Source organism: Nocardiopsis sp. YSL2 (assembly GCF_030555055.1).
In the GTDB taxonomy this organism is placed as follows: Bacteria; Actinomycetota; Actinomycetes; order Streptosporangiales; family Streptosporangiaceae; genus Nocardiopsis.
In genome coordinates this window covers 1,110,893-1,132,573 of sequence record NZ_JAMOAO010000001.1, presented here as the reverse complement: position 1 = coordinate 1,132,573, position 21,681 = coordinate 1,110,893, and the positions used below count along the sequence as shown (strand labels likewise).

At 71.4% G+C, this 21,681-nt stretch carries 23 protein-coding genes; 14 read left to right on the top strand and 9 right to left on the bottom strand.

Annotated features, from left to right (window positions below; translation table 11 throughout):
• Positions 1–79 precede the first annotated feature (79 nt).
• Together M1P99_RS04800 and M1P99_RS04795 are read right to left on the bottom strand one after the other, a co-directional pair.
• On the bottom strand, positions 80–883 hold the full coding sequence (locus M1P99_RS04800; RefSeq protein WP_304451460.1) for an SDR family oxidoreductase: 804 nt from the start codon (positions 881–883) through the stop codon (positions 80–82).
• A 249-nt stretch (positions 884–1,132) separates the two neighbouring features.
• The gene (locus M1P99_RS04795; protein ID WP_304451459.1) at positions 1,133–2,890 is read right to left on the bottom strand and encodes a glycoside hydrolase family 6 protein; all 1,758 of its coding nucleotides are present in this window, start codon (positions 2,888–2,890) and stop codon (positions 1,133–1,135) included.
• 674 nt (positions 2,891–3,564) lie between these two features.
• On the opposite strand from M1P99_RS04795, the gene M1P99_RS04790 reads away from it, so the two are divergent.
• A complete protein-coding gene (locus M1P99_RS04790; RefSeq protein ID WP_304451458.1) occupies positions 3,565–4,236 on the top strand; it encodes a lytic polysaccharide monooxygenase in 672 nt (223 codons plus the stop codon).
• 132 nt (positions 4,237–4,368) lie between these two features.
• Here M1P99_RS04790 and M1P99_RS04785 read toward each other — a convergent pair whose 3' ends face one another.
• The 3 genes from M1P99_RS04785 to M1P99_RS04775 all read right to left on the bottom strand — a co-directional run bounded on the left by M1P99_RS04785 (position 4,369) and on the right by M1P99_RS04775 (position 6,198).
• Complete coding sequence (locus tag M1P99_RS04785) at positions 4,369–4,773, bottom strand: MerR family transcriptional regulator (protein WP_304451457.1); 405 nt, start codon at positions 4,771–4,773, stop codon at positions 4,369–4,371.
• 105 nt (positions 4,774–4,878) lie between these two features.
• Positions 4,879–5,781: an alpha/beta fold hydrolase gene (locus M1P99_RS04780; RefSeq protein WP_304451456.1), complete on the bottom strand. Its 903-nt coding sequence runs from the start codon at positions 5,779–5,781 to the stop codon at positions 4,879–4,881.
• Positions 5,782–5,832: 51 nt separating this feature from the next.
• Positions 5,833–6,198 (bottom strand): VOC family protein, encoded by a 366-nt coding sequence (locus tag M1P99_RS04775; protein WP_304451455.1) that lies wholly within the window; start codon positions 6,196–6,198, stop codon positions 5,833–5,835.
• Positions 6,199–6,348: 150 nt separating this feature from the next.
• Here M1P99_RS04775 and M1P99_RS04770 point away from each other — a divergent pair, with 150 nt between their 5' ends.
• Entirely contained in the window at positions 6,349–6,996 is a 648-nt protein-coding gene (locus M1P99_RS04770; protein ID WP_304451454.1) for a TetR/AcrR family transcriptional regulator, read from the top strand.
• 83 nt (positions 6,997–7,079) lie between these two features.
• Here M1P99_RS04770 and M1P99_RS04765 read toward each other — a convergent pair whose 3' ends face one another.
• Positions 7,080–8,129, bottom strand: coding sequence for an aldo/keto reductase (locus M1P99_RS04765; RefSeq protein WP_304451453.1), 1,050 nt, complete (start codon positions 8,127–8,129; stop codon positions 7,080–7,082).
• Between the two features lie 214 nt (positions 8,130–8,343).
• Between M1P99_RS04765 and M1P99_RS04760 the strand changes: the two genes are divergently transcribed.
• The 3 genes from M1P99_RS04760 (at position 8,344) to argG (ending at position 11,058) form a co-directional block, all read left to right on the top strand.
• Positions 8,344–8,964, top strand: a complete 621-nt coding sequence (locus M1P99_RS04760) for a class I SAM-dependent methyltransferase (RefSeq protein WP_304451452.1) — start codon at positions 8,344–8,346, stop codon at positions 8,962–8,964.
• Between the two features lie 109 nt (positions 8,965–9,073).
• Positions 9,074–9,418 (top strand): hypothetical protein, encoded by a 345-nt coding sequence (locus M1P99_RS04755; protein WP_304451451.1) that lies wholly within the window; start codon positions 9,074–9,076, stop codon positions 9,416–9,418.
• A gap of 185 nt (positions 9,419–9,603) precedes the next feature.
• Positions 9,604–11,058 (top strand): argininosuccinate synthase, encoded by a 1,455-nt coding sequence (argG, locus tag M1P99_RS04750; RefSeq protein ID WP_304451450.1) that lies wholly within the window; start codon positions 9,604–9,606, stop codon positions 11,056–11,058.
• Positions 11,059–11,224: 166 nt separating this feature from the next.
• On the opposite strand, the gene M1P99_RS04745 is transcribed toward argG, so the two are convergent.
• Positions 11,225–12,244: a LacI family DNA-binding transcriptional regulator gene (locus M1P99_RS04745; protein ID WP_304451449.1), complete on the bottom strand. Its 1,020-nt coding sequence runs from the start codon at positions 12,242–12,244 to the stop codon at positions 11,225–11,227.
• A 111-nt stretch (positions 12,245–12,355) separates the two neighbouring features.
• Between M1P99_RS04745 and M1P99_RS04740 the strand changes: the two genes are divergently transcribed.
• Genes M1P99_RS04740 through M1P99_RS04730 form a run of 3 tightly spaced genes read left to right on the top strand, consistent with a single transcriptional unit; the run spans position 12,356 to position 15,130 of the window.
• A complete protein-coding gene (locus M1P99_RS04740; RefSeq protein ID WP_304451448.1) occupies positions 12,356–13,495 on the top strand; it encodes a Gfo/Idh/MocA family protein in 1,140 nt (379 codons plus the stop codon).
• On the top strand, positions 13,488–14,393 hold the full coding sequence (locus tag M1P99_RS04735; protein WP_304451447.1) for a PmoA family protein: 906 nt from the start codon (positions 13,488–13,490) through the stop codon (positions 14,391–14,393). The genes M1P99_RS04740 and M1P99_RS04735 overlap by 8 nt, the downstream gene beginning before the upstream one ends.
• Entirely contained in the window at positions 14,390–15,130 is a 741-nt protein-coding gene (locus M1P99_RS04730) for a cupin domain-containing protein (RefSeq protein ID WP_304451446.1), read from the top strand. The genes M1P99_RS04735 and M1P99_RS04730 overlap by 4 nt, the downstream gene beginning before the upstream one ends.
• 75 nt (positions 15,131–15,205) lie before the next feature.
• Here M1P99_RS04730 and M1P99_RS04725 read toward each other — a convergent pair whose 3' ends face one another.
• Entirely contained in the window at positions 15,206–16,936 is a 1,731-nt protein-coding gene (locus M1P99_RS04725; RefSeq protein WP_304451445.1) for a hypothetical protein, read from the bottom strand.
• A 258-nt stretch (positions 16,937–17,194) separates the two neighbouring features.
• Between M1P99_RS04725 and M1P99_RS04720 the strand changes: the two genes are divergently transcribed.
• Together M1P99_RS04720 and M1P99_RS04715 are read left to right on the top strand one after the other, a co-directional pair.
• On the top strand, positions 17,195–17,488 hold the full coding sequence (locus tag M1P99_RS04720; RefSeq protein ID WP_304451444.1) for a helix-turn-helix transcriptional regulator: 294 nt from the start codon (positions 17,195–17,197) through the stop codon (positions 17,486–17,488).
• Positions 17,485–17,871: a VOC family protein gene (locus tag M1P99_RS04715; RefSeq protein ID WP_304451443.1), complete on the top strand. Its 387-nt coding sequence runs from the start codon at positions 17,485–17,487 to the stop codon at positions 17,869–17,871. Before M1P99_RS04720 ends, M1P99_RS04715 begins: the two co-directional genes overlap by 4 nt.
• A 239-nt stretch (positions 17,872–18,110) precedes the next feature.
• Here M1P99_RS04715 and M1P99_RS04710 read toward each other — a convergent pair whose 3' ends face one another.
• Positions 18,111–18,686 carry a snapalysin family zinc-dependent metalloprotease gene (locus tag M1P99_RS04710; RefSeq protein ID WP_304455577.1) on the bottom strand — a complete coding sequence of 192 codons (576 nt, stop codon included), beginning with the start codon at positions 18,684–18,686 and terminating at the stop codon, positions 18,111–18,113.
• A gap of 213 nt (positions 18,687–18,899) precedes the next feature.
• Between M1P99_RS04710 and M1P99_RS04705 the strand changes: the two genes are divergently transcribed.
• From M1P99_RS04705 to M1P99_RS04690, 4 genes are all read left to right on the top strand, one after another.
• A complete protein-coding gene (locus tag M1P99_RS04705) occupies positions 18,900–19,100 on the top strand; it encodes a hypothetical protein (protein WP_304451442.1) in 201 nt (66 codons plus the stop codon).
• 120 nt (positions 19,101–19,220) lie between these two features.
• Positions 19,221–19,913: an SMI1/KNR4 family protein gene (locus M1P99_RS04700; protein ID WP_304451441.1), complete on the top strand. Its 693-nt coding sequence runs from the start codon at positions 19,221–19,223 to the stop codon at positions 19,911–19,913.
• A gap of 573 nt (positions 19,914–20,486) precedes the next feature.
• The gene (locus M1P99_RS04695) at positions 20,487–20,906 is read left to right on the top strand and encodes a DUF4259 domain-containing protein (protein ID WP_304451440.1); all 420 of its coding nucleotides are present in this window, start codon (positions 20,487–20,489) and stop codon (positions 20,904–20,906) included.
• Positions 20,907–21,167: 261 nt separating this feature from the next.
• Positions 21,168–21,641, top strand: a complete 474-nt coding sequence (locus tag M1P99_RS04690) for a hypothetical protein (protein WP_304451439.1) — start codon at positions 21,168–21,170, stop codon at positions 21,639–21,641.
• Positions 21,642–21,681: the final 40 nt, after the last annotated feature.

Here is a 21,681-nt window from a genome sequence, read left to right as displayed (position 1 = left end):
TCCCGGTCGGTGTCGGTGGGACCCACATCCTGCCCGAGCGCTCCGGCCCGACCGGGGAACCCGCACCCGGCGAGGCGCCCTACAACCCGTGCCTGCGGGCGACCACGCGCAGGACGAGCGACCGGGGCAGGAGCCGGCGCAGCGCGAACACCAGGGGGGCGTTGCTGCCCACCGCGTACAGCGGCCGGGGCCGACGGGCCTCGATCGCGCGCACGACCGTGGTGGCCACGGTCCGGGCGGAGACGCCCTTGGCCTCGTTGGCGTTGAGCGCGGCGAGCATGGTGCGGTACTCGGCGGCGAACGGTGAGTCCTGGCGGATGTACTGTGTGCGGCGCTCGCTGATGCCGGTGTTGATCGAGCCCGGCTCCACGGTCGTCACTCCCACACCGTAGGGAGAGACCTCGCGGCGCAGGGCGTCGGCGAACCCCTTCATCGCGGCCTTGGACGCCACGTAGGAGGAGCGGTAGGCGAGCGGGAAGCTGGCCAGCATGGACCCGATCATCACCACGCGCCCGTACCGGCGGTCGCGCATGCCCGGCAGCAGCAGCTGGGCCAGGCGCACCGCGCCGAACACGTTGGTGCGGAACAGCCGCTCGACGGCCTCGGGCGGCAGCTCCTCCAGGGGGCCGTTCTGGCTCTCGCCGGCATTGTTGACCAGGACGTCCACCGCGCCCGCGGCCTCCGCGCACGCCAGGACCGACGCCTCGTCGGTCAGGTCCAGGGCCAGATACGTCACTCCGGGGACGGGGTCGGCGACCGACTCGGGTCGGCGGCTGGTGCCGTACACGCGGTAGCCGCGGTCGACGAGGGCGGCGGCGACGGCGGCGCCGATGCCCGACGACGCGCCCGTCACGAGCGCGGTCCTGGTGGTCTGGTCCGTCATGGGGCTCTCCTGCCGGGGCGGGGGCTGTACCGGCCGGTAGGGCCGGAGACACCAGTCATACTCCCCGCCCGGTCAGGGTGGAGCCCCGGGTCCGCGTCCCGGGTGCGGACCCGCGGGTCCGCACACTCGTGTTCGGGCACACGGTCCGGGCACCCGGTCCGGGCACACGGCGGGCGCCCGCCCACGCGTGGTGGACGGGCGCCCTGTCCCGGTGCGCGCACCGGGTGTGCGGTGTCGTGGGTCGGAGGGTCAGTTCACGGGCGGGTGGGCGTTGGCCAGCAGCTCCTGGAACTGCGCGGAGAACCAGTGTCCGGCGACGGGGGCGTCCGGCAGGGCGCCGCTCATGTTGAAGTTGTTGCGGGGGTTGCCCTCATAGGTGGGGTCGCACATGCGGTCGAACCCCTTGCCCTCGTCGTTGGGGATCTCCTCGCTGGAGCCGTCGGACTCACCCGGGGGCTTCATCCACACGTAGGCGTCGATGCCCGGTTCGGGAGCGGCCGTGGGCCGCTCGCCCAGCCCGGCACCGGACTGGTTGCACCAGTTGCCGGCCTGGAGGCGGCGGTCGTAGCGCCCGCCGTCCACGTAGGCGTCCACGTCGGTCTCCGGGCCGGGACCGGTGGGCCGGTCGGGCCCGCCCCAGCCGTTGCGGGAGGTGTCGATCAGCATGCCCAGGTTCGGGTCGAACCCGTGGTCGGAGACCATCATGTCGCGCAGGCCCTGGGCGAAGGTCAGCTCGTCGACGTACTGGTTCCAGTCGACCCAGGTGGACTGCCGCACGGGGGTGCCGGCGATGGTCTCGCCGATCGCGAAGTTCTCCTCCTTCAGCGCGGAGTAGTTGGCGGTGTTGGCGATGAAGCCGTGCACGTCGTCGGGGGTGGCACCGGCGGTGTTGGCGGCCTCGGCGAAGATCTCGGCGGAGGCGGCGAGGTTGTCCTCCCAGCCGATCCAGCCGTGGTGGCCGGCGTCGATGTAGTTGTAGACGTTGTCGATCGCGCCGAGCGCGTTCAGGGCGTAGCCCACGCCTTCGACGTAGTTGCCGTTGGCGAGCATCTCGTCGCACTCGGGCGTGGCGGTCTCACGCGGGGAGACGTTGGTGACGAGGTTCGGCAGCGAGTCGATCTCGATCGTGGTGACGATCCGCAGGTCGGCGTAGGCCGGGTCGGCGAGGATCTCGGCGATCGGGTCGATGTACTCGTTCTTGTACCGGTCGATCTCGTCCGGCCCGAGCTCACCGTTGGAGGCCAGCGCGGCGCAGTCGCGGCCGGGCAGGTTGTAGATGACGACCTGGAACACGAACGGCTCGCCGCCGGCCTGGTCGACGGCCTCGTCGAGGTGGTCGCGCAGGCCCATGCTGCCGGTGGTGGGGCTGTCGTTGCCCTCGATGGCGCCGATGCGGTCCATCCACACGCCGGTGGGCTGGTCGGCGATGGCCTCGCCGCCGGGCTCGGATCGGGCGTTCTCGGCCCAGATCGGGTTGTTGTAGACGTCGGCGCCCACGTAGGGGTTGTCGACGCGCTCACCGGGCTCGGGGTCCGGGTCCGGGTCGGGGTCCGGGTCCGGCCCGGGGTCGACGGAGCCCTCGCACACGACGCCGTTGAGCGTGAACTCGGTCGGGGCGTCGTTGCTGCCGGAGTAGGAGGCGTTGAAACCGAAGGAGACCGTTCCGTCCGTGGCGATGGAGGCGTTGTGCCCGCCGTCGGTCACCTCGACCGACTGGCCGTTCTGCGTGTGGCTGCCGTTCCAGATACTGGAGATCTGTTGGTTGCCCGCGTACTCCCAGCCCAGGGTCCACCCGTTGACGGGGTCGCCCAGGTTGGTGATCTCTACGGAGGCGGTGAAGCCGGAACCCCAGTCGTTGACCTGATAGTCGACCTCACAGCCGGTGGCCGCGGAGGCGGCGGAGGGGGTGGCCATGGCCAGGGTCGTGCCGAGGACAAGGGCGGACGCGGCGGCGAGGCCGCGCCGTGTCCGCGCACGGGGATCCGCGGCGCGCGGGATGGTGCTCATCTCTTCTACTTCCTGTTGAAGGGGGGTCAGGAGGAGCGTTCAGAGTGGCTTATGCAGTTGTCTCGATGACAGGGAAGGGATGGTGTCGAATGGTGAATGGTTTGAATGCCCGGGTGGGGCCGGGCCGAAAAGGAAAGGGAGGTTGGGAGCGCTCCCAATCGGCGGTCAGCGGGGGGCATAGGGGATATGGGGATAGTGGACACCGTGGTGTCAGTCGGGCCCGGCATGTGGGGGCCGTCAGCCCGAGGCGCTCAACGAACAGTAACGCCGGTTTTGTTGAGTGTAAATACTAAAGCACGAACTCGTGTCCTCCCCGATGGCGCCCACCAGCGCTCCCGCGTACTTTACTCGCAGGTCAACGGAGGAATTGCGAGTTCTCCGGCAGAGTCGATCGGCCGCCGAGCGGACGGCACCGGGAGCCCCCGCCGCGGCCGCGGCGGCCCGGAACGGCGCCAGCGGACCCGCGTGCTCGACCGCGGGTCCGCCGCCCGGCGCCGGTCGCCGCCGGCCTCGTCGGGACGGCGCACGGGCAGGGTCCGCGGGCGGTCGGGGCCGGGGTGCCGCGCGGCCGCGTTCCCGTCGCTGGTTTGGGTGAGTGTGACGTGGGTAACCAGAGCTTCGGGAGCGCTCCCACTCGGCTCGGCTGCCACAAGCCGAGACGCTTGGAGAACGACATGCACACCAACGACGACACGGCAGGACACTCCCGCCGGGCGGCCCGCGTGCTCGTGCTGGCCTCCGTGCCTCTGCTCGGCCTCACCGCACTGGCCGCACCCGCCTCGGCGCACGGTTCGATCGTCGACCCCGCGAGCCGCAACTACGGTTGCTGGGAGCGCTGGGGCGACGACCACCTGAACCCGGACATGGAGCAGGACGACCCCATGTGCGCTCAGGCGTGGCAGGACAACCCCAACGCCATGTGGAACTGGAACGGGCTCTACCGCAACGAGGTCGGTGGCGACCACCAGGGCCACGTGCCCGACGGCACCCTGTGCAGCGGTGGCAACACCGAGGGCGGCCGCTACGACTCCCTGGACGCCGTCGGCCCCTGGCGGACCACGCCGGTGGACGACGACTTCACGCTCCACCTGTACGACCAGGCCTCGCACGGCGCCGACTACTTCCTGGTGTACGTGACCGAGGAGGGCTTCGATCCCGCCACGGAGCCGCTGGGCTGGGACGACCTGGAACTGGTCGAGACGCCCGGATACCACGCCCCCGCCAACGACATCTACATCGACGTCAGCACCACCGGCCGGACCGGACACCACGTCGTGTTCACCGTGTGGAAGGCGTCCCACATGGACCAGAACTACTACCTGTGCAGTGACGTCGACTTCGGCTGAGTCGCCTTCGGACCGCACACGCCACCCCTGAACGCCGGCCGGGCCCCGCCCCTCCTCCAGGCGGGCGCCCGGCCGGTCAGCCGGGCGCGGCGGCCGACACTTCCACGATCAGTGTGCGCGAACGCACCGGCCTCAGTCGGCGGCGTGGTGCGCGCGCTGGCGGCGCAGCCGCTCGGCGAACTCCTCGGCCATCTCCAACTGGCGTCGCAGGGCCGAGCAGCGCTCGGCGAGGTCGGCCTCGACGGCGTCCAAACGCTCGCTCAGCGCGGCGCGCTCGTCCTCGCCGGTGGTGGCCGAGTTCAGCCGGTCGACGCTCTCCAACAGCTCGCGGGTCTCCTCCAGGCTGAACCCGAGGGGCTTCATCCGCTTGATGAGCTGCAGGCGGTCCACGTCCGACTCGGTGTACAGGCGGAAACCGCCGCGTGAGCGCGCGGAGGGCTCCACCAGGGCGACCTCGCCGTAGTAGCGGATCGTACGCAGGGACAGCCCCGTGCGCTCGGCGACCTCACCGATCCGCATGTGGTGCGCCTCCGGCACGGCGGGCCTCCTTGTGTGGTCGTGAATCCACCTCCACGTTAGACGCGTTCCGGAGCGCCCCGGACCGCGGACGGTTCGCGGGCGCCCGGGCCGGGGCGGGCCCGCTCAGCCGCGCAGGGCCCGGTCCAGCGCGCCGGCGAAGTCGTCGGGGTGGGACTCGAACCCGACGTGGTCACCGGGGAACTCCACCGGGTCGGTCGCGAGCGCCCCGGCCAGGGCCAGGCCGATGTCGTGGATGGTGCGCCCGGCCGACTCCCGGCCCAGGCCGACCACGACGCGCGGCACGCCCGTGCGCAGGGTGGCGGTGTCGGGGACGTAGCGGGAGAGCGGACGCAGGCCGTGGCCGAGGAAGTAGCCGAAGTTCCGGCTCACCCGGGCGAAGGTCTCGGCATCCTCGGCGTCCTCGGCGTCCACGGTGTTCTCCGCGGCAGCGGACTGCGGGGCGGGCCCGGAGTCCTCCTGCGCCGTGCCGTCCGGTGTGTCCTCTCCGGCGGGGCCGGTGCCGGTGTCCAGGTCGTGCAGCCCCAGGAAACGGGCGATTCCGGCCTCGACTCCGTCGCGGACGTAGGTGTCGTAGACCTCCTGGTCCTCGGCCAGGGCCTGGGAGGGGTCGTCCAACAGCAGGACGCACGGCGGCTCGTGCGCGACGACGGTGTCCACGAGGTCGGGCCGCAGAGCGGCGAGCGCGAGGCCGATCTGGGCGCCGCCGCTGGTGCCGAACACCCGGGCCGGTCCGCCGCCGAGCTCGGCCACCAGGCGGGCGGCGTCCTGGGCGTGGACCTCGACGCTCTGGTCGGCGGGCTCTCCGTCCAGGGTGCTGCGGGAGTTGCCGCGCGGGTCGTAGGCGACGGTCGTGTACCGGTCGGCGAGGATCCGGGCCTGTCCGGCCAGGACACCGGCGTCCTGCGGGCCGCCGGGGATCATCAGCAGCAGGGGTCCGCTCCCGCGGACCTCGTAGTGGATGCGGGCGCCGGGGACCTCGAGGGTGCCGGTGGCGGGCTGGGTCATCGCGTGCTCCTGGTGCGGGGTGGGGAGTGGCCTACGGGCGCGGGTGCCGTATCAGCGGTCGGCGAGCACCATCCGGTTGCCCTCGCTGTCGCGGAACTCGGCGAACGTGGTGCCGGGGGCCCACGGCGCGGCCTGGGGCTCGCTCACGATCTCCACGCCCTGGTCCCGCAGGCCCTTGACCGTGCCCGCGATGTCGTCGTCGATGAGCACCAGGACGGGCTCGGGGGAGGGCTCGTCGTTCGCGCGCGGCAGGAAGTGCAGGTGGGACTCGGCGCCGGGGAAGGCGAGTTCGACCCACCGCCATCCGTCCTCGCCCATGGGGGCGTCGATGGCGACGGTGCAGCCGAGCGCGCGGGTGTAGAAGGCGATGGCCCGGTCCTGGTCGAGAACGGGCAGTTCGGCGAACTTGACGCGCATGTCGGGCTCCTCCGGTCGTGGCGGACGGCCAGACGTGGAACTGGACCGTCCAGTACTCTACTTGTGTCAAACTAGACCGTCCAGTACCAATGGGTCAAGCATCCGCGCGGGCCCATGGGACCGGACCGCGGCCACGCCGAGGGAGTGAGAGTGAACGTGCCGGACCAGGCCGGAGGGGCGACCCGCTCGGCGCGCAAGCGCCGGGAGATTCTGACGGCGGCGCAGGGGGTCTTCCTCGAACGCGGCTACCTCGGTACCAACATGGACGAGATCGCCACGCTGTCCGGGGCCTCGAAGCAGACCGTCTACAAGCACTTCGGCAGCAAGGAGGCGCTCTTCGTCGAGATCGTGCAGACCATGACCGCCGAGGCGGGCGACGCCGTGCACCGACCGGCCCCCGAACCCGAACGGCACGAGGACCTGGCCCCCTTCCTGTGCGAGTACGCCCTGCGCCAGCTCAGGGTCGTCCTCACACCCGAACTGATGCGGTTGCGCCGACTGGTGATCGGAGAGGTGAGCCGGTTCCCGGACCTGGCACGCGCCCTGTACGACGGCGGGCCGCGGCGTGCGATGGCGGCGATGTCGGCGCTCTTCGCCCGGCTGTCCGACCGGGGCCTGCTCCGCGTGGCCGACCCGGACGCGGCCGCATCCCACTTCAACTGGCTCGTGATGTCCGCGCCGGTCAACGACGCCATGCTGTTGGGGGACGACGCGATCCCGGGTGAGGCGGAGCTGCGCCGCCACGCCGACGAGGGGGTACGGGTGTTCCTGGCCGCCTACGGCCGCGACCGCGCCTGAGGACCGACGGGCGCTCGGCGGCGCCGGCTGGTCGAGGACGCGTCCGCGCCGGTCGTGCCCGCTCCTGTCCGCCGCCCGAGCGCCTAGGGTGTCGAGGCCGTCGCGCCCCACCAGATGTTGACGTCGGAGTCGACCGCCCAGCGGTCGATGGCGCGCAGCTCCTCCTCGGTGAAGTCCGGTCCGCCGACCGCGGCCAGGTTCTGCTCCAACTGCTCCACGCTGGAGGCGCCGATCAGCGCCGTGGTGACCGTGCGCGGCCCCTGGTCGCGCAGCACCCACGCGATCGCCATCTGCGCGAGGGTCTGGCCGCGCTCGGCGGCGATCCCGTTCAGCGCCCGGGCCCGTTCCAGGATGTTCTCGGAGAGCATGTTCTCGCGCCAGCTGGGCCGTCCCACGCCTGCGCGCGAGTCGCCGGGCACGGAACCGTCCAGGTAGCGGGAGGTCAGCAGGCCCTGGGCCAGGGGGGAGAAGGCGACCACGCCCATCCCCTCGTCGGCGGCCGCCGTCAGCAGGCCGTCCTCGACCCAGCGGTTGAGCATCGAGTACGAGGGCTGGTGGACGACCAGGGGCGTGCCCAGGTCGCGCATGATCGCCGCCGCCCGGCGGGTGGCCTCGGGGGCGTAGGAGGAGATCCCTGCGTACAGGGCGCGGCCGGACACCACGGCGTGGTGCAGGGCCAGCATGGTCTCCTCCAGCGGGGTGTCCGGGTCGGGCCGGTGGCTGTAGAAGATGTCGACGTGGTCCAGCCCCATGCGCGCCAACGAGCGGTCGAGCGAGGAGAGCAGGTACTTGCGCGAACCGCCCTGCTGGTGGGGGCCCGGTCCCATGACCCATCCGGCCTTGGTCGTGATGACCATCTCGTCGCGGTAGGGGCGGAAGTCCAGGTCCAGGATGCGGCCGAAGTTGGTCTCGGACGCGCCCTTGGGCGGGCCGTAGTTGTTGGCCAGGTCGAAGTGGAAGACGCCGAGGTCGAACGCGCGGCGCAGGATCGCGCGCTGTCCCTCCAGGCTCCGGTCGTCGCCGAAGTTCTGCCACAGGCCCAGCGACAGGCGCGGCAGCCGCAGCCCGCTCCTGCCGCACGCCCGGTACTCCAGTGACTCGTACCGGTCCTGCCGTGCCACGTGTGCGTCCATGGTCGCCGTCCCCTCCAGTGCTGCTCACCCGTGCCCGGGGCGCTGCGGCCCCCGGCGATTGTGCCAGAGCACGCGGAGCGCGGGACCGCGCCGGGGTCCGCCGCGACGGATCAGTCCCCCCACACGCGGCGGTCCTGCTTGTCCGCCCGGACATGGACGTGTAGTCCTGTCTGTGCGCGAGCACACGATGGGGGCAGCCATGGGGACCGACCGCGTGCGACATCCGCTGTTCGCCCGCTTCTACACGCGTGTGGGCCGCGCCATGGACGAGGGCGGCCTGGACCGGCACCGGGCCGCCCTGCTCGGGGGCCTGCGCGGCGACGTGGCGGAGGTGGGCTGCGGCCACGGACTGAACTTCCCCCACTACCCCGGTGCGGTCGCCTCGGTGACGGCGATCGAGCCCGAGCCGTACCTGCGCCGGGCCGCCGAGGAACGCGCCGGGCGGACCGGGGTCCCCGTCACGGTCGTCGACGGACTCGCCGACTCCCTGCCCCTGGCCGACGCCTCGGTCGACGCGGTGGTGGCCACGCTCGTGCTGTGCTCGGTCCCCGACCAGACCCGCGCACTGCGCGAGATCCGCCGCGTGCTCCGGCCCGGCGGGCGGCTGTACTTCCTCGAACACGTGCGGGCTCCCACTCCGGGCGTCCGCAGGGCCCAGCGGTTGCTGGACGCCACGGTCGGGCCGCGCCTGCTGGGAGGGTGCCACAGCGGGCGGGACACACTGGCCGCGATCGCATCGGCCGGGTTCACCCTGGGACCAGTCGAACGCTTCCTCTTCCCCCGCGTCCGTACCCCCTCCTCCTTCCACGTGCGCGGCGAGGCACGGCCCTCCTGAGGCGCGCGGGCGCCATGTGTTCCGGTGCTCCCGACCGGGTAGTGGGGGCGCACGGCTGACCGCGCCCCGCAGCGCGCACAGTGTCGGAACCGGACCAGAGGGGGAGGTCATGGGCGAGAACACTCCGGAGAGGCGGCAGGACCCGATCAACCCGGACGAGGCCGACTGGGAGGAGGCGGGGCTGCCCGCGCAGGAGGACACCACCGAGGACTCCGCGCTGCCGACCGATCGTGACGGCCCGGCCGCCCTGGGCGGGACCGCCGACGCGTACACCTCCGAGGGAGGGCGCTCACTGGACGAGGCGTCGGCGCAGGAGGTGCCCGACCACCCCGAGGCCGGCGGCAGCGCCGCGCCGAATGAGCGGGAGGCCGCCGGACGGGGCCGGGAGGAGCGCGGGGCCGCCCACAGCGCGGAGGAGCAGGCCGTGCACGAGCGGACCGGGGAAGGCCCCTGAGGCGTTGTGGCGGCAGCGCCGTGGCGCGTCCGGGAACCGGACGGCCGCGTTCGTGCAGGGGGCGCCGATCCCTCCCGGGCCGCGCCGCCCCGGCAGGTCCGGCGAGGGTGGGGCGTGCGCCACATGCGCCCCCGGGCCCCACATCCGATTTGAATGATCATTCATCTTCGTGCATACTTATTTCCATGTCCAAGGTACTCACCTCTCTGCCCGTCGGTGAACGTGTCGGGATCGCCTTCTCCGGAGGCCTCGACACCTCCGTGGCGGTCGCGTGGATGCGCGAGAAGGGCGCCGTCCCCTGCACCTACACGGCCGACATCGGCCAGTACGACGAACCCGACATCGCCTCGGTGCCCGGTCGCGCCAACGACTACGGCGCGGAGCTCGCCCGGCTGGTCGACGGTCGAGCCGCACTGGTCGAGGAGGGGCTGGCGGCACTGGCCTGCGGGGCGTTCCACATCCGCTCCGGCGGCCGCACCTACTTCAACACCACCCCGCTGGGCCGCGCCGTCACCGGCACCCTGCTCGTGCGCGCGATGCTCGAGGACGGCGTGCAGATCTGGGGCGACGGCTCCACCTTCAAGGGCAACGACATCGAGCGGTTCTACCGCTACGGCCTGCTCGCCAACCCCTCCCTGCGCATCTACAAGCCCTGGCTCGACGCCGACTTCGTGCACGAGCTCGGCGGCCGCAAGGAGATGTCGGAGTGGCTGACCGAGCGCGGCCTGCCCTACCGGGACAGCGCGGAGAAGGCCTACTCCACCGACGCCAACATCTGGGGCGCCACGCACGAGGCCAAGGCCCTGGAGCACCTCGACACCGGCATCGAGATCGTCGACCCCATCATGGGCGTGCGGTTCTGGGACCCCGAGGTGGAGATCCCCACCGAGGACGTCACCATCGGCTTCGAGCAGGGCCGTCCGGTGAGCATCAACGGCAAGAGCTTCGACTCCGCCGTCGACCTGGTCCTGGAGGCCAACACCATCGGCGGGCGCCACGGCCTGGGCATGTCCGACCAGATCGAGAACCGTGTCATTGAGGCCAAGAGCCGGGGCATCTACGAGGCCCCGGGGATGGCCCTGCTGCACACCGCCTACGAGCGGCTCGTCAACGCGGTCCACAACGAGGACACCGTCGCGGCCTACCACAGCGAGGGCCGGCGCCTGGGCAGGCTGATGTACGAGGGCCGCTGGCTGGAGCCCCAGGCCCTGATGGTGCGCGAGTCGCTGCAGCGCTGGGTCGGCACGGCGATCACCGGCGAGGTGACGCTGCGCCTGCGGCGCGGCGAGGACTACTCGATCCTGGACACGACCGGTCCGGCGTTCAGCTACCACCCGGACAAGCTGTCCATGGAGCGGACCGAGGACTCCGCCTTCGGCCCGGTCGACCGCATCGGCCAGCTGACCATGCGCAACCTGGACATCGCCGACTCCCGCGCCAAGCTGGAGGAGTACTCCAGGCTCGGCATGGTGGGCCCCGCCGACGCCCACCCGACGTCGATCGGCGCGGCCCAGGCCGCCTCCACCGGCCTCATCGGTGCGATGCCCGAGGGCGGCGCCGAGGCGATCGCCTCGCGCGGCCAGGGTTCCGACGACGCGGACCTGCTGGACGCCGCCGCGTTCGACGCCGGCAACGACTAGGAGCGGCCACCCGGGCGAGTACTCCCGCCGACGCCCCGTCCGATCCCGGGCGGGGTGTCGGCCGTTCCGGTGCCCAGGGTGCCTCCTTTCTCGGTCCTGCGACACCCACACCGCGACACGGCTCATGACGGGTGGCGTCCACCAGCACGCCCTTGCCGCGACCCGCTCACCCTCGACGCGGGGCCGGCCCGGTGGACTCGCGCCAGATGATCCGGTTCAGGGGTTGCCCCGAGATCTCCGGATCGGTCCCGCGGACCGTGGCGACCAGGCGTTCCATGGCGTCGGCGCCCAACCGCTCCCGGTCGACGTCGACCGTGGTGAGCGCCGGCGACAGGTACGCGCCCACCGGGTTGTTGTCCCACCCCGTCACGCTGAGGTCGGCGGGCACGCGCCAGCCGCGGTCGAGGGCGCCGCGGACCACGCCGGCCGCGACCACGTCGTTGCCCGCGATGACGGCGGTGACCCCGCTGTCGGCCGGCAGCGCGCGCACGGCCTCGCGGCCGGACTCGGGCGACCAGTCCCCGTCGACCACGCCGTGCGACTCCAGGCCGAGGCGCGCGATCGTCGCCAGGTACGTGCGCCTGCGCTCCCTGGCCGAGGCGAAGCCCGGCGATCCGGCCACGTGCAGGAAGCGCCGGTGGCCGGAGTCGGCCAGGCCCCCGACCAGGTCGGCGACGACCGACCCGTCGGCCAGGCCGCCGATGCCGCGCATGTCGTCGTCGAAGTCGGCGGAGACGACCACGGGCGCGCCGCCGGCCGACGGCCGGTCGCCGCCGTGGGCGAGCGGTGCCAGCGCGAGGATGCCCTCCACCTGGCCTGACTCGGCGAGTTCGCGGGTGCGCTCGGTGCGGGCCTCGGGTCCGCCGTCCACGCTCAGCACCTCGACCACGAAGCCCGCCGCGTGGCCGGTGGCGATGGCTCCGGCGAGCATCCGGTCCGGGCTGAAGCTGCCCACGCTGGGCAACAGGATCGCCAGGCGCCCGGTCCGGCGCGTGCGCATCGACCGCGCGATGAGGTTGGGGCGGTAGTCGAGCTCCCTGATCGCGGCGTCCACCCGCTCCCGCGTCGACTCCTTGAGCCCTCCGCTGTGGCGGAGATAGCGCGAGACGGTCTGGTGCGAGACCCCCGCGACGCGGGCGACCTCCTTGAGGGTCGGCCGCCGCTGCGGTGTGTCGGACGTGGCCATCGGACCTGCTTTCGTAGGCGGGGGCACTCTTGACATCAAGTGTGAACGATCACTATGTTAGGCCGCGCCACATATAGTGAACGTTCACTTTTTCGACCTCCAGGGGTGCCCGTGTCCGATCCCAGTCCTCCGGTCCGTGCGGCACTCGTCGGCAGCGGCGGAATCGCCCGCGGCGTCCACCTTCCGGCCCTCGCCGACACGGGCGACCGGGTCGAGGTCATCGCCCTGGTCGATCCCGACGAGGCGCTCATGGCCGAGACCGCCGCCCAGTGGGGCGTTCCCGGCCGCTACACCGACCTCCACGCCATGCTCGCCGCCGAGTCGCCCGACCTCGTCGTCGTGTGCACCCCTCCCTCCGCCCACAAGGACACGGTCATCGCGAGCCTGGACGCCGGCGCCTGGGTGTGGTGCGAGAAGCCGCCAGCCCTGTCCCTCGCGGAGTACGACCAGGTCGCCGGGCACGAGGGCGAGCGCGGCCCCTACGCGAGCTACGTCTTCCAGCACCGGTTCGGGTCCGGCGCCGAACGCCTGCGCCGCCACCTGGCGGAGGGCACGCTCGGCCGCCCGCTCGTGGGCGTGTGCCACACCCTCTGGTACCGCGACGCGGACTACTTCGAGGTCCCCTGGCGCGGCCGGTGGGAGACCGAGGGCGGCGGCCCGAGCATGGGCCACGGCATCCACCAGATGGACCTCATGCTCTCCCTGCTCGGCGACTGGACCGAGGTCACGGCGGTGATGTCCACGTCCGCGCGGGCCACCGAGACCGAGGACGTGTCGATGGCGATCGTGCGCTTCGACTCCGGGGCGACGGTCTCCATGGTCAACAGCCTCCTCTCGCCCAGGGAGACCAGCTACCTGCGCTTCGACTTCGAGCACGCCACGGTCGAACTGGAGCACCTCTACGGCTACGACAACGCGCACTGGCGCTGGACCCCGGCGCCGCACGTCGACGACGCGGACGCGGCGGTCGCCGCCTGGCGGCCGGAGGAGGACGTACCGAGCTCGCACAGGGCTCAGCTCGCGGCCCTGCTCGACGCGATGGAACGCGGCGAGCGGCCCCGCGCCGGCGGGCACGACGGACGGCGCGCGCTCGAACTCGTGACGGGGATGTACCGCTCGGCGATCCTCGGCGGAACGGTTCGGCGCCGGGACCTGACCCCCGGCAGCGGCTTCTACCACGCCATGCACGGGGGCGACCCGCACGCCGCGGCGTCCGCCCTGACCCGAACGGAGACCAGCACCAGTGTCTGACGGACCCACCCTGACCAGGACCGACGACGAGCTCACCGTGACAGCGGGCGGCACCGACATCGCCCGCTACGTCCTACGGCCCGACGCCCCGGCCGTCGAGGCCCCCAAACCCTTCCTCCACCCCCTGCGTACGCTCGGCGGCGCGCCCGTGACCGCCGTGCGGCCGTGGGACCACCGCTGGCACAAGGGCCTGCAGATGACCTGGTCCCATGTCTCCGGGCAGAACTTCTGGGGCGGCCCGACCTACGTGCACGGCCAGGGCTACGTGTGGCTCGACAACGTCGGATCCATCCACCACGAGCGCTTCGAGAGCGTGGAGGAACACGACGGCGAGGTGACCCTGACCGAGCACCTCACCTGGCTGAACTCCGGGGACGAGCGGTGGATCACCGAGGTCCGCACCCACCGGTTCCACTCCGTGGACCAGGGCCGCGGCCTGTGGGCCCTGGACTTCGCGACCGCACTGACCAACGTGCGCGGCAGCGATCTCGAACTGGGCAGCCCCACCACCGCCGGCCGCCCCGCCGCCGGCTACACCGGACTGTTCTGGCGCGGCCCGCGCGCGTGGACCGGTGCCGACGTGGTCAGCTCCGCCGGGCACCGCGGCAACGACATCATGGGCACGCGGGCGGACTGGATCGCCTTCAGCGGACAGCACGACGAGATCGACGGCGGGGCGACCGTGCTCGCCTTCGCCGGCACCACCAGCGGCGCGGTGCCGATCACCTGGTTCGTGCGCTCGGAGCCCTTCCCCGTGTTCAGCCCCTCGCCGTCCTTCGACGAGACGCTCACCCTCGCACCCGGCGGCGTGCTCGCACTCAGCCACCGGCTGGTGTTCGTCGACCGGATGTGCGCCGCAGAGGAGACCAGGGCACTGGCCGAGGAGTACGCGCCATGAGCACACCGCGCTTTCCCGGCGGGACCGCCGTCAGCGGCCTGCGGGTCTACGACTGGGAGGCCGCCGACGGCCTGCACGGCGGCACGCCGCACATGCACACGGCGTCGACGGAGGCCTACGTGGTCTCCGCCGGACGCGGCGAGGTGCACACCCTCACCGGCGAGGGGGCGGCGGTGACGGACCTGTCCGCCGGCACCGTCCTGTGGTTCGGCCCGGGCACCGTGCACCGCCTGGTCAACCACGGCGGCCTGGAACTCACCGTGGTCATGCAGAACGCGGGGCTGCCGGAGGCGGGTGACGCGGTCTTCACCTTCCCGCGCGGGGTGCTCGCCGACCCCGAGGGCTACGACGCCGCGGCCGCGCTCTCCGCGGACGCGTCCGAGGAGGAGCTCGGCCGACAGGCCAGGGCGCGCCGCGACCTCGCCATGGAGGGCTACCTCGAACTCGTCGCGTCGGTCGCGGAGAACGGCCAGGAGGCCCTGCGGGAGTTCCAGCGGAGCGCGGCGCGGGTGGTGCGGCCAAGGGTCGCGGCCTGGCGCCGGATCTGGCACGAGAACGTGGAGCGGGAGCTGGAGCTGACCCGCGACCAGCTCGCGGCCCTGGAACGGGGCGAACCGGGCGCCATGCACGACGCCGCGCTGGTGCGCACCGAACCGCACCCGGGACCGCGGCGCTTCGGCATGTGCGGACGGCTCCGCACCTGGCAACCGAGGGCCACCGGCGCCGAACGGCTCTGACGGAGCCGTGGACGATCCCGGGGCGGCCCTTCGGACGTGGCGTTTCGGAAGCAGGCGCCCACCGGGACGCCGGAGTCAGTCCGTGAGCGGGGTCATCGCGTCGCCGTGGACGTCCACCGCGCTCACCGTGACGGGACCGGCGGGTGGGCCGTCGCCGCGCCGCGGCCCGTCCACGGCCAGGGCGGGGCCCTCCCCGCCGCCGTCGACCGCGCCCGACACCCGCAGGTCGGCGACCTCGCGCGAGGCCGCCGCCAGGTAGTGCCACCGGCCGTCGTCCGCCTGCCACCAGGTACCCGCCACCACCTGGCGGTCGAGGTTGCTGCACTCCCAGCCGCCCCGGCGCTCCCCGGCGGTGATCGTCTCGGTTCCCTCGCCGGTTCTCGCCACCAGGACCGCGCGCGCCAGGCCGCCGCCGTCGTGGGTGCCGTAGCGCACGCACACCCATCGGCCGGTGCCACCACCAGGCAGCTCCTGCTCGGCGAACTCCCACGCCGTCGCCGCGACCACCGACCTGCGCGGGGCGTCGCCCGCGCAGGCCGCCTCACCCCACAGGTCGAAGCCGTGCTCGGGGTCCAGTACCTCGTGCGGTCCCAGGCGGCGGATCTCGGCGGGCGGCGGCGGCATGTACCCCAGGTGGGCGGTGGAGGGCCCACCGAGGTCGATGACGGTGTAGGGCTGTCCGTGCGCGACATCGGGGGCGCGCAGCCGCAGGACCGGACCGGTTCCGCAGTGCTCTCCGGCAGGCAGGGGGCCCGTCACCCCGTGGTCGTCCACCGCCGCCTCCGACCAGCCGTCCTCCGAGGTGCCCAGGGACGCCCACGCCGCCTCGGTGACCCACGGCGGCAGCAGGAAGCGCGTGCCCTCGGCCGTCTCGGACAGGCGCAGTGCCGGCCAGTTCGCCACCCCCTCGGCGGGTTCGGGGAACACCTCCACCTCCGCGTCGTCCCCTTCCCGGGTGTAGCGGGCCGCCCACGGCGCATCGTGCAGCACCACCACCTCGCGTCCGTCCACCCGGCCGGCGAACACCAGCCGCGGGTCGCGCGGCGCCTGCCCGCGGTCGCTCCAGGCGGCCACGGCCTCGTGTACCAGCGCGTCGTCGCCGGTGGCGCCGCCCCTGGCGTGCCAGGCCGTCAGGTCCAGCCGGAAGCTCTCCCGCCACGCCTGCCCGTTCGTCAGCGCCGTGGCCGTCACCGCTGAGGACACCGGACCGCCCTGCGGCTCCTCCGGTGGAGCCGAACCGACCAGGGCCACCGGCCCCAGGGCGAGGGCGAGCCCCGCGGCTCCGGCCGCCAGCAGCAAGGGCCGCCCCGGGGGAGCGCCGCGCCCGCTCACGCGTACCACCGTGGGGTCGGGCGGCCGGAAGCCGTCGGGCACGGCGCCCGCCTCGTCCAGCGCCCGCTCGGGGTCGGCCACCCCCACCGACCGCAGGAGTGCGGCCGCCTCCTCCGGGTCCAGACGTTCGATCCGTAGCAGGGCGAACCCCGCACGGGCGGCCGGACCGAGTCCGTCCAGGGGCGCCAGGGCCCGGGTGAGCGTGCCGAATCCGTCGAGGGGAGTGATGCGCAGACCGGTGCGGCGGGGCGTGCCGCGGGCGCGCAGGGCCCGACGCAGGACCCTGCGGCGGACTCGCGGGTACTCGTGTGCCCGGGGATTGCGCCGCCCCCACGGCAGGGCGGCGGTCACCGACCGGTGTGCCCGTTGCAGCAGGTCGTGGGCGGGCGGACGCCCGGACAGGGTGAGCAGGGCGAGCAGGACCAGGTTCCGGTAGGGGTCGCGGGGGAGCGAGTGCTCCGCTGGACTGGGCATCGATGCTCCTCGGGATCGTTCCGCACGACCCTAGGGAGGCCGGGCGGTCCGTGCCCGGCGAACGGAGATACCCGGGCCTTTGGCCGAAACATCCCCGTGGTGCCGTTCGCGCAGGTTGGGCGGTGGCGAAGGCGGGGCCGCGCAGGCGCCGCGCCGAGGGCACCCCGGTGGCCCGTAGAAGCCGACCGCAAGGGGTTTGATGGCGATCGTGCAGGTGGTGACTTGATAGGCAAGTATCCACTTGCCTATAGTGGACGCATGGCCGACGACGTATTCAAAGCCTTGGCCGACCCCACGCGCCGTACGATCCTCGACGAACTCGCCGAGCGTCCAGGACAGACACTGTTCGAGATCTGCTCGCGGCTGAGCATGAAGCACGAGCTCGCGATGTCGCGCCAGGCGGTCTCGCAGCACCTGGGCGTGCTGGAGGCCGCCGGACTCGTCGAGAGCCGACGGGAGGGGCGCTACAAGTTCCACGACCTGAACACGGCACCGCTGCGGCACATCGCCGAGCGGTGGACCAGGCCCGACGAAGGAGAGACCACACCATGAGGATCCATCTGACCAGCGTCTTCGTCGACGACCAGGACAAGGCCCTGCGCTTCTACACCGACGTGCTGGGTTTCGTGAAGAAGACCGAGGTCCCGCTCGGGGAGGACCGGTGGCTGACCGTGGTCTCCCCGCAGGAACCCGAGGGGACCGAGCTGCTCCTGGAACCGGCCGGGCATCCCGCGGTGAAGCCGTACCGGGAGGCGCTGGTCAGCGACGGCATCCCGGTCACCGCGTTCGCCGTGGACGACGTGCGCGCGGAGTACGACCGGCTGCGCGAGCACGGGGTGCGTTTCACCCAGGAGCCCCTGGAGATGGGGCCGGTCACCACCGCGGTGTTCGACGACACCTGCGGCAACCTGATCCAGATCATGCACCACGCCTAGGGCCGCAGCGGCTCGGCGGTCGACGTGCGGCGGTGCAGGGGGTGGTCGGCCGTCGGCGGGCCGGCGGTCCGCGGACCCTTGCCCGGCGGGCCGGTGGCCGGGGCGGTGCCCTGACCTTGGTCCAGCCCCTCGATGCTGTCGGGGCCGCGGCGCCGCCCGCGGCGCCGACCCGCCGATGCGGGCCGGCGCCGCAGGTCGTGAGGCCGTCAGGCCGTGGGGCCGGGAGCCGGTGTCCCCGCTCAGGCGCGGTCGACCATGAGCTCACCGTCGGTGGCACGCTGACCGCTCAGGCCGCTGCCGTAGTTGGCCTCGACCCGCCAGCGCTCGGAGGCGTCGGGGTAGCGGCTGGTGCAGTTCACGCCGCCGGTGGAGCCCGACATCAGCGAAGAACACGGGCCTGGCTTGGCGTCGGGCAGGCCCAGGCTGTGGCCGAGTTCGTGCGCGGCGATGCGCACCGCGTCGTAGCCCGCGGCGGTGCCCTGGCGGCCCATCCAGACGGTGACCTGTCCGCCGGGGCGCACCGGGCCCAGGTGGGCGCGGGGCCAGCCGTCGTCGGCGATGATGCGGATCTCGGCGCGCCGCCAGGCGGAGGCGGGCTCCAAGCGCACGTTGTCGACGCTGGAGTTCCACACGCGCACGGCCGAGGAGACGGCGGAGGTGTACTCCGCGGCCTGGCTCGCGTCGTAGTACAGGACGGTCTGGCGCAGTGCCTGGGGGTGGTCCGCGGGCGCCGCGGTGGCCGGTGCGGTGCCTACCAGCGTGAGCGCCAGCGCACTCAGGGCGATCAGAAGGGGTGTGAGGATCCGTCTCAACATGGGGGTGTCCCTGGGGGTGAGGGGGTTGATCTCCTTGTGACCCGGTGAGGTCGCCATGATGCTATGTGTAGTGAACTATCCCCACAAGGAGGGCAGAACGCCCAATTGCGGCGTTCCGCCCGGGTTTCGGGGCCCTTCGGTGCTCCGCCTGACCCATCACGGGACCCCACATAACCGAATCCGAACTCGGATTCGTATGAGGGTGGACACCCCGTGAACCCACCGGCGGCCCCGTCTCCCGCGACCACCGCCGACATGTGGACCGGAGGCCCCGAGAATCTGGAGGAGACCCAACGGGATCTGTGCGGTGACGAGGGCGACGAGAAGGAACTCAACGACCCCACCGGCGTGGTGGGGGAGCGGCGCCGGTATCACCGCCTTCGGCTGTGCTCGGGCCGAGGGCACAGGCAGTGAGGGTGCGCGCAGAGCTACCGGTTCCATGGGTGGCTCCGCCCGTGGTGTTGGCCCGTCAACGGCTTTCGGAGCGGCCAGGGGGCGGGTGGTTCTGTCATGTGCGGCGGGCACACTGGGCGCATGGCACATGATGACGATGTGGTGTTCGAAGCCGTACGCGCACGCGTGCTCTCCGGTGAGTACCTGGACCAGCGGTCCGGCCTGCCGGGAGCCGACAGCGGTGGCGGGGTCCGGCGTCGCATCAGCCCGGGACCGAGGCAGACGGTCTACTTCAGAGGCACCCCGGCGTACGACACCGCCCTGGCCGCGGGACAGCTCGCACCGCTGCCGCCGCTGACGCCCGCTCCGGAGGAGGCGGTGCGCGAGTGCGAGGAGCTCCTCGGCCGCCCTCTGCCGCCGCTGTTGCGGCGCTGCTACCTCGAACTCGGTGACGGGGGCTTCGGCCCCGGCTACGGCCTGTTCCCGCTGCGGGATACGGAGTACGGCGGATCCGTCATGGGCGCTGTCAGACAACAGGCGGAGTGGCCCGCGGCTTGGCGGTCGATGGCCGGGTCGCTCCTGTCGCTCTGTGACTGGGGGTGTGGCATCGAGTCGCTGGTCGACTGCCGTCACCCGTCCGGCGGGATGTGGGCCATCGACCCCAACCCGGCGCCCGATGACGACCCGGACGTGATGCTGTTCCCGGAGAGCTTCACCTTCACCGAGTGGATGCGCCGGTGGGTCGACGGCACTCTCCAACAACCGTGTCTGGTCCAGGACGAGGAGACGGGGATCTGGCGCGGCGCCACCGACGCTGAACTCGGGGCTCGGTAGCGCTCGCCCGGCCCCGTGTCGATCGTCGCCGCACGGGTGTCGACGGGTGCTGCCGGCGCTGTTCTCTTCAGGTCACAGCGCCCACCCACCGACCACCTGAGGCTCGTGTAAGTGAACGGGACCTGCCGATCAGGCGCCGCCGGGTGGCGGGAGGAGTTGCTGCCCACACTCGACCTCGAGGAGCCAGAGGTGTCTTGTCCCGACTGCGGTGGTGGCCGCGGTGCCGGGCGGAGCCATTGGTCTTGTCGACCAGCGCGGGGAACGCCTTCGACTCCGCTTGGAGTACGTCGATGACTCCCGTGAACACCGGAGACCCGATGGCCGCGTCGAGTGAGCGTCCACACCGCTCAGCCCTGCCGCGAGGCCGACGCGGCACCTGGCCGGAACGCTGGGTCTCGCACCGCCCGGGCCGTGAGGGGCCGCGCCGGGCTTGGGAACTCGAGGGGCGCGATACTGATCCGGCGGTGTTGACGATGGCGATGTGGTGAGAGCTCGAGGTGTGATGCTTGTGAACAGGAGAGATCCTGAGATTCAAATTCCCATGTGCGGCTACTTTCCGTGAGAGGCAGTTGTTTGGGTACCTGGGGCGTTGGCGTCTTCGAGAATGATGCAGCCGAAGACTTCTTGGATAACCTGTCGTCGATGGATCCCGAAGGCAGGGAGAGGTTTCTGGTATACGTGCTCACCTCTGCTGAGGAAGGCAAGGATAGTACCTCTCGACCGGCTAATCCCTCGGAAGCATTAGCCGCTATTGCACTGGTTGCCATTGAAATCGCGAGAGACTCTGCGTTCTCTGGAGGGGAGGGCCACCCTGGTGTTGAGGATTGGATTTGCATGGAATCGTTGCATGAGATAAGGGGAATCTCCCTTCGTGCTCTGGACTCAATCGAAAGCAACTATGATTGGCACTGGAACAGTTGGATTGACGAGAAAGAGAAAGAAGAGGCACTTGTTGATGTAGTGAAGATGAGAAGAATACTTTCTGCTTTCTGACCTCAACATGGCCGATTCCGGACATGAACCGGGCACGCCTCCCGTTACTCGTGAGCTCCAGGTATCCGTTGAGGTGGCGTTGGGTCCGGTCGGCGCTGTGCCGTCCGGAGGCAGGGTGGTAGGCAACTGAGCGGACCGCCTGGCCGGTGCTGCGGGACATCTATTATGAAGATCTCATTCAGGTTAGGGGTGTCAACTGCCCCTGCCTGTAATGCGCGAGTAAGTCAATCCTTTGTGGGGCGGTGATCACAAGTGAAGGGTATGGATCGATTCTCCAAGGGCGGATGGCACTATTCGTCGATTATGGTGCCTTGGGTTGACCTGGAATCTCTTTTCCCCTGGTTGGGGTGCGAGCCATTCTTGATTGGCGGTGAAGAGAGTGAAGTCATCAAGGAAAGGTTGTTGAGCGAAGGGTTCTTGATCTCCGAGGTGGAGCTTGGGGGCGAAGCATCCGAGAGGGCGTATGCGGGGGCGGTGCTCTCGTCTTTGGGTATTTGGGAGGGCAGTGGGGCAAACTGGGCTTTATTCAATGATCGTTTCTGGGATTTCTACTCCCAGGGTGGAAGTCAAGTTGCTGTGATTGTCAAGGGATTGGATGTTTGGTTTAAGAATAACTTCAGGGAAGCCTTGAGGTGTGTTTATAAGTCGCTCGAGATCATCAATGGCATGTACCCCAGTGGAGAATCAAGTCAAAGGCAAATCGTCGTCTTCTTTGTCGGAGTCTGGTCTGACTGAGTACTGAGGTCCGGTGTGGGTCGGGGGAAGTGGTCAACGG

Excerpts from the sequence above, each read along its gene's own strand:
- M1P99_RS04715 (WP_304451443.1), top strand. The coding sequence starts at position 17,485 with ATGAGGATCCATCTGACCAGCGTCTTCGTCGACGACCAGGACAAGGCC.
- M1P99_RS04710 (WP_304455577.1), bottom strand. The coding sequence starts at position 18,686 with ATGTTGAGACGGATCCTCACACCCCTTCTGATCGCCCTGAGTGCGCTG.
- M1P99_RS04755 (WP_304451451.1), top strand. The coding sequence starts at position 9,074 with ATGGGCGAGAACACTCCGGAGAGGCGGCAGGACCCGATCAACCCGGAC.
- M1P99_RS04795 (WP_304451459.1), bottom strand. The coding sequence starts at position 2,890 with ATGAGCACCATCCCGCGCGCCGCGGATCCCCGTGCGCGGACACGGCGC.
- M1P99_RS04800 (WP_304451460.1), bottom strand. The coding sequence starts at position 883 with ATGACGGACCAGACCACCAGGACCGCGCTCGTGACGGGCGCGTCGTCG.
- M1P99_RS04730 (WP_304451446.1), top strand. The coding sequence starts at position 14,390 with ATGAGCACACCGCGCTTTCCCGGCGGGACCGCCGTCAGCGGCCTGCGG.
- M1P99_RS04780 (WP_304451456.1), bottom strand. The coding sequence starts at position 5,781 with ATGACCCAGCCCGCCACCGGCACCCTCGAGGTCCCCGGCGCCCGCATC.
- M1P99_RS04720 (WP_304451444.1), top strand. The coding sequence starts at position 17,195 with ATGGCCGACGACGTATTCAAAGCCTTGGCCGACCCCACGCGCCGTACG.
- M1P99_RS04690 (WP_304451439.1), top strand. The coding sequence starts at position 21,168 with ATGGATCGATTCTCCAAGGGCGGATGGCACTATTCGTCGATTATGGTG.
- M1P99_RS04765 (WP_304451453.1), bottom strand. The coding sequence starts at position 8,129 with ATGGACGCACACGTGGCACGGCAGGACCGGTACGAGTCACTGGAGTAC.
- M1P99_RS04725 (WP_304451445.1), bottom strand. The coding sequence starts at position 16,936 with ATGCCCAGTCCAGCGGAGCACTCGCTCCCCCGCGACCCCTACCGGAAC.
- M1P99_RS04700 (WP_304451441.1), top strand. The coding sequence starts at position 19,221 with ATGGCACATGATGACGATGTGGTGTTCGAAGCCGTACGCGCACGCGTG.
- M1P99_RS04775 (WP_304451455.1), bottom strand. The coding sequence starts at position 6,198 with ATGCGCGTCAAGTTCGCCGAACTGCCCGTTCTCGACCAGGACCGGGCC.
- M1P99_RS04745 (WP_304451449.1), bottom strand. The coding sequence starts at position 12,244 with ATGGCCACGTCCGACACACCGCAGCGGCGGCCGACCCTCAAGGAGGTC.
- M1P99_RS04790 (WP_304451458.1), top strand. The coding sequence starts at position 3,565 with ATGCACACCAACGACGACACGGCAGGACACTCCCGCCGGGCGGCCCGC.
- argG (WP_304451450.1), top strand. The coding sequence starts at position 9,604 with ATGTCCAAGGTACTCACCTCTCTGCCCGTCGGTGAACGTGTCGGGATC.